This window comes from uncultured Brachyspira sp. (assembly GCF_944390595.1).
GTDB lineage: Bacteria > Spirochaetota > Brachyspiria > Brachyspirales > Brachyspiraceae > Brachyspira.
Genome location: NZ_CALXRN010000187.1, coordinates 1 through 5,521, shown reverse-complemented (window position 1 = coordinate 5,521; position 5,521 = coordinate 1). Strand labels below are relative to the sequence as shown.

Sequence of the window (5,521 nt, the reverse complement as noted above, 5' to 3'; positions counted from 1 at the left end):
AGGCTGATTGAATTTGAAAGCATTTCTAAACATACCTTCCATAGTTTTTACTTTAGATACGTCCCAATCATTAAGAGGCTGATTAAAATTAACGCATATACTAAACATATAACCCATATCTTCAACTTTACTAACATCCCAATTACTTATATCTTGATTAAAAGCTTTAGCATAATTAAACATAGCCCTCATAGTTGTAACCTTTGAAACGTCCCATTTGTCTAAAGGCTGATTAAAACTTTCTGCTACCTGAAACATACCGCTCATATTTGTTACATTGGATACATTCCAGCTGTTTAAAGGCTGATTGAATTTTTTACAATTATCAAACATTCTAAATGTATCCTGAACATTAGAAACATCCCATTTATCTAAAGGCTGATTAAAATCCTGACAATAATAAAACATGAAGCTCATATGCTTAACTTTCGATACATTCCAATTATTAAGATTATGATTAAACTTAGCTTTAGAACGGTTTTCAAAACTATCATAACTCATATGGGCAAACATATAGGACATATCTTCAACATTGGAAACGTCCCAATCTTCTATTCCTTCAAAATCTTTTCTAGTGCTGTTATGAAAAAGCTCGCTCATATCTGTTATAAGACTTGTATCTATATCATAAAGTTTTATTCCGTCAGTATATACTAATTTTTCTAATTCTTCTTTTGTTTCAGGTTTGTATTTTTTCATCAATTTCTCCTTAAATAATAAGTTTACATAATTATAATACGGATTTATAGTATAATATATTATATAATTTTTCTATATAAAAAAATTTTATTTTTAATTATTGCTATAATTTTACTTAGCTAAAGTATATAACTATTAAAAATTATTATACGTTTTTGATAGGTTTTATTTTATTAAATTTATATTAATGATAATATGATAAAATATATGTAAATCTTGATAAAATTATATACTATGTTAAAATAGTCTAAAATTATATAGTTCGGGGTACAATCAATGTCTGATAATAAAAGTATAATACAACGCGATGAGCTTCACAGCAAAATATGGAAAATAGCGGACGATTTAAGAGGAAGTGTCGACGGTTGGGATTTTAAACAGTATGTACTTGGAATGCTGTTTTACAGATATATTTCTGAACATCTAGCAAATTATATAAATAAAAATGAATGGGATTCCGGAAACAAAGAATTTAATTATGCGGATTTAAAAGATGAAGATGTTGAAGATGTAAAAGCTGATATTATAACAGAACAAGGATTTTTTATATATCCCAGCGAACTTTTTGAAAATATAAGAAAAGAATCTAATAATAAAATCAGTAAAGAAGACAGCAAAGAAAAACATAATCTAAACGAAAGACTTCAGAAAATATTTAAAGATATAGAAAACTCAGCTAAAGGAACAAAAAGCGAAACAAAAATTGCAGGTCTTTTCGATGATATAGATGTAAACAGCAACAAATTAGGCCCTACAGTATTGAAAAGAAATGAAAGATTAATAAAACTTATAAACGGCATTGCTGATATTGAACTTGGAGATTTTAAAGATCATTCAATAGATGCATTCGGCGATGCTTATGAATATTTGATGGGTATGTATGCATCAAGTGCAGGCAAAAGCGGAGGAGAGTTTTTTACGCCTCAGGAAGTTTCTGAACTTCTTACAAGAATTGCAGTTACAGGAAAAAGTAAAATCAGAAGAGTATACGACCCTGCATGCGGAAGCGGTTCATTACTTTTAAAGTTTAAAAAGATATTACAAAAAGATAAGGATGAAATATTTTATTTCGGACAGGAAATAAATATTACCACATACAACCTATGCAGAATAAATATGTTTCTGCATGATATAGGTTATGAAAAATTCGATATAGCCCATGGAGATACTTTAACAGAACCTAAACATATAGATGATAAACCTTTTGATGCAATAGTTTCAAATCCTCCGTATTCTATAAAATGGGAAGGCGAAGACAATACTATTTTAATAAATGATCCGCGTTATTCTCCTGCCGGCATATTGGCTCCAAAATCAAAAGCAGACTTTGCATTTATTCTTCATTCTCTTTATAAGCTTGATACTGCAGGACTTGCGGCAATAGTATGTTTCCCAGGCATTATGTACAGAGGCGGAGCAGAACAGAAAATAAGAAAATATTTGATAGACAATAATTTTATAGAATGCATTATACAGCTTCCGGACAATTTATTTTACGGTACATCAATAGCCACTTGCATAATGGTATTATCAAAATCAAAGATAGACGGTAAAACTTTATTTATAGATGCAAGCGAAGATTATGAAAAAGCAACTAACAATAACAAATTAAGCGATAAGAATATAGAAAATATTTTATCTTATTTTACAAAAAGAGAAACTAAAAAACATAAATGCTATTTAGCAAAAAAGGAAGAGATAGAAGCACAGGACTATAATTTATCAGTATCCACTTATGTAGAACAGAAAGACACAAGGGAAAAAGTAGATATAAAATTATTGAATAAAGAAATTCAAGAAATAGTTTTGAAGGAAGAAAAACTACGCAAAGAAATAGATAAAATTATCAAAGAAATAGAAAAATAATTACTCTTACTTGACAAAAATGTCAATATATGTATAATATATTTATTGACATTCAAAATTAGTATTTTGAAATACCTGCAGTATACTGCAGGTTTATTTTTTATTTATGAAAAAAGTATTTGCCTATATAGATGGTTTTAATTCTTATCATTGTTTAAAATCTGCAATAGAATCGCAAAATAGTAGATTAACAAATAAAAATAAATGGATAAATTACAGAAAATTAATATCTTTATTTTTTGATAAAAACACTGATATTGATAAAATAATGTTTTTTTCAGCTATACCATATCATGCTTATAAAGATGATGCTAATAAAAGAACAGATAAAATAAACAAACATAATGCTTTTTATGAAATATTAGATAAATATTGCCATATAGAAGTTATTAATGGAAGATTTGGTAAAAAAATTGTTACAGACACTTGTCCTAATTGTAATAAAAAAATCAAACTGAAAAAACATGAAGAAAAAGAAACAGATGTATCATTATCCATAAATATATTATATGATGCTCTTACAATTAAAGACCTTGATACTATAGTGATAATATCTTCAGATACAGACTACATTCCTGTAATAAAAATGATTTTAGAAAAAACTAATAAAAAAATAAAAATACTTTTTCCAATTAACTCTAGAATTAATAAAGAATTTTCTAAAATAACAAATACAAATTATTCGGCTAAAGAAATAAAAGAAAATCATATAAAACTATCTCAAATACCAGATAAAGTAACAGTTGATGGTATAATATATCAAACACCTTATATATAAAAATTGGTTTATTATATGAGCGTACTAGAAGATTTAATAAAAAAATACTGTCCCGACGGCGTGGAATATAAAACATTATCAGAATTAGGAGAATTTTCTAATATAGGAGTTGATAAGAAAAAAGTAGATGGGGAAAAAGAAATTGTACTTTTAAATTTCATGGATATCATGAAAAATATGTATATTGATAAATCTATACCAAAAATGATTGTAACAGCTTCTGATTATAAAATAGAAAAATGTACTATTGAAAAAGGCGATATTTTTATTACACCTTCATCTGAAACTATAGACGAAATAGGATTTGCTTCAGTAATAACTGAAACTATTCCTAATGCATGTTATAGTTATCATATAATGAGATTTAGACTATTTGAATATAATATGATAACAAGTATTTTTATAAGACACTGTTTTAACAGTTATTTTTTAAGAAAACAAATTAGGAAATTTGCACAAGGTATTACAAGATTTGGATTGACTTTAGATAAATGGAAATCATTAAAAATTCCACTCCCTCCAATAGAAGTACAAAAAGAGATAGTGCGTATATTAGATACTTTTACAGAATATCAGGATTGCCTTAATGAAGAATTAACTCTCAGAAAAAAACAGTATGAGTATTATAGGGATAAGATTCTTACTTTTGGCGATGATGTTGAATGGAAAAACTTATCCGAAATTGCTGAAATTGGTACTGGTAGTAGCAATACAAATGAAGAAATTGAAAATGGTAAATATCCATTCTTTGTACGTTCTCAAGAAGTTCGTAGTAAAAATGAATATGAATATGATGAAACAGCAATTATAACTTCTGGAGATGGTGTAGGTGTTGGAAAAATATTTCATTATGTTGAAGGAAAATATGCTTTACATCAAAGAGCTTACAGAATTCATATTATTGATAAAAATGTAATACCTAAATATTATTTTTATTATATGAAAACAACATTCTTATCATATATAGAAAAAACTTCTTTCCATTCTTCTGTAACTTCAATTAGAAGACCAATGCTAAATAATTTTCCTGTTCCAGTACCGCCTTTTGAGGAGCAGGAACGCATAGTTAAAATACTTGACAGTTTTGACGCTTTATGTAATGACATTAGTTCAGGGCTGCCTGCGGAAATTGAAATGCGTAAAAAACAGTATGAATATTATAGAGATAAGTTATTAACTTTTAAGGAGAAGAAAGTTTAATTATTTTTTAAAAAATTAGATTTGCAGGCTTATTCTTTAAAAATGTTTGTTTAACTTTAAAGGGTGGGCGGGCGGGATATAATATATTTTTTAAACAAATAAGGGTTATTTTATGGAAAATAAAGAAAACATTGATATTATTAAAATGTCTGAGGAAAGTACTGTTGTCGCTAAATATATACCTATAGAGAGAACAAGAACTAAATATCAAACAGAAGAAGAACTTGAAGAAGGATTTATAAAACAGCTTACCGAACAAGGCTATGAATATGTAAATATAAAAAATGAAAATGATTTGATTAAAAACCTTAGAAAGCAATTAGAAAAATTAAATGATTATACTTTTACAGAAAATGAATGGGATAATTTCTTTCATAATACTATAGCGAACGGCAATGAGAAGATAGAACATAAAACTTTTAAGATACAGGAAGAACGCATTTTTATATTAAAACAGGATAATGGAGAAACTAAAAATATTTATTTAATAGATTCTGATAATATATATAATAATAATTTACAAGTTATTAATCAATACAAAGAAGAGAGTTCAGCGAAAAAAGCCAGATACGATGTTACTATTTTAATAAACGGCTTGCCTATGGTTCATATTGAGCTGAAAAGGAGAGGCGTTAATATAAGAGAGGCATTCAATCAAATAAACAGATACGGGGAAGAAAATTTCTGGGCAGGTTCCGGGCTTTATCAATATGTACAATTATTCGTTATATCAAATGGTACTAATACAAAATACTATTCAAATACCACAAGATATAGACATATAAAGAATAGCGAACGTCAAGTAAAAACTTCAAATACTTTTGAGTTTACGAGTTTTTGGGCTGATGCTCGAAATAAAATTATTCCAGACTTGGTTGATTTTACTAAAACTTTCTTTTCAAAATTTACTCTATTAAATATATTAACTAAATATTGTGTATTTACTTCAGACAAAGCACTTTTAGTTATGCGTCCTTA

5 protein-coding genes are annotated in these 5,521 nt (G+C 27.2%); 4 read left to right on the top strand and 1 reads right to left on the bottom strand.

The genetic code is table 11. The features are described 5' to 3' along the window. A partial coding sequence (locus Q0J90_RS11030; RefSeq protein ID WP_297277952.1) for a BspA family leucine-rich repeat surface protein occupies positions 1–699 on the bottom strand: 699 nt, incomplete at its 3' end. A 276-nt stretch (positions 700–975) separates the two neighbouring features. Between Q0J90_RS11030 and Q0J90_RS11025 the strand changes: the two genes are divergently transcribed. From Q0J90_RS11025 to Q0J90_RS11010, 4 genes are all read left to right on the top strand, one after another. Then, positions 976–2,565 carry a type I restriction-modification system subunit M gene (locus Q0J90_RS11025; RefSeq protein ID WP_297277951.1) on the top strand — a complete coding sequence of 530 codons (1,590 nt, stop codon included), beginning with the start codon at positions 976–978 and terminating at the stop codon, positions 2,563–2,565. Positions 2,566–2,671: 106 nt separating this feature from the next. Next, positions 2,672–3,343, top strand: a complete 672-nt coding sequence (locus Q0J90_RS11020; RefSeq protein WP_297277950.1) for an NYN domain-containing protein — start codon at positions 2,672–2,674, stop codon at positions 3,341–3,343. Between the two features lie 15 nt (positions 3,344–3,358). Further along, the gene (locus tag Q0J90_RS11015) at positions 3,359–4,543 is read left to right on the top strand and encodes a restriction endonuclease subunit S (RefSeq protein WP_297277949.1); all 1,185 of its coding nucleotides are present in this window, start codon (positions 3,359–3,361) and stop codon (positions 4,541–4,543) included. Between the two features lie 112 nt (positions 4,544–4,655). Next, positions 4,656–5,521 (top strand): type I restriction endonuclease (locus Q0J90_RS11010; protein ID WP_297277948.1); only part of this gene is annotated, 866 nt, incomplete at its 3' end.

Coding starts and splice junctions, on each gene's coding strand:
- Q0J90_RS11015 (WP_297277949.1), top strand. CDS start 3,359: ATGAGCGTACTAGAAGATTTAATAAAAAAATACTGTCCCGACGGCGTG.
- Q0J90_RS11025 (WP_297277951.1), top strand. CDS start 976: ATGTCTGATAATAAAAGTATAATACAACGCGATGAGCTTCACAGCAAA.
- Q0J90_RS11020 (WP_297277950.1), top strand. CDS start 2,672: ATGAAAAAAGTATTTGCCTATATAGATGGTTTTAATTCTTATCATTGT.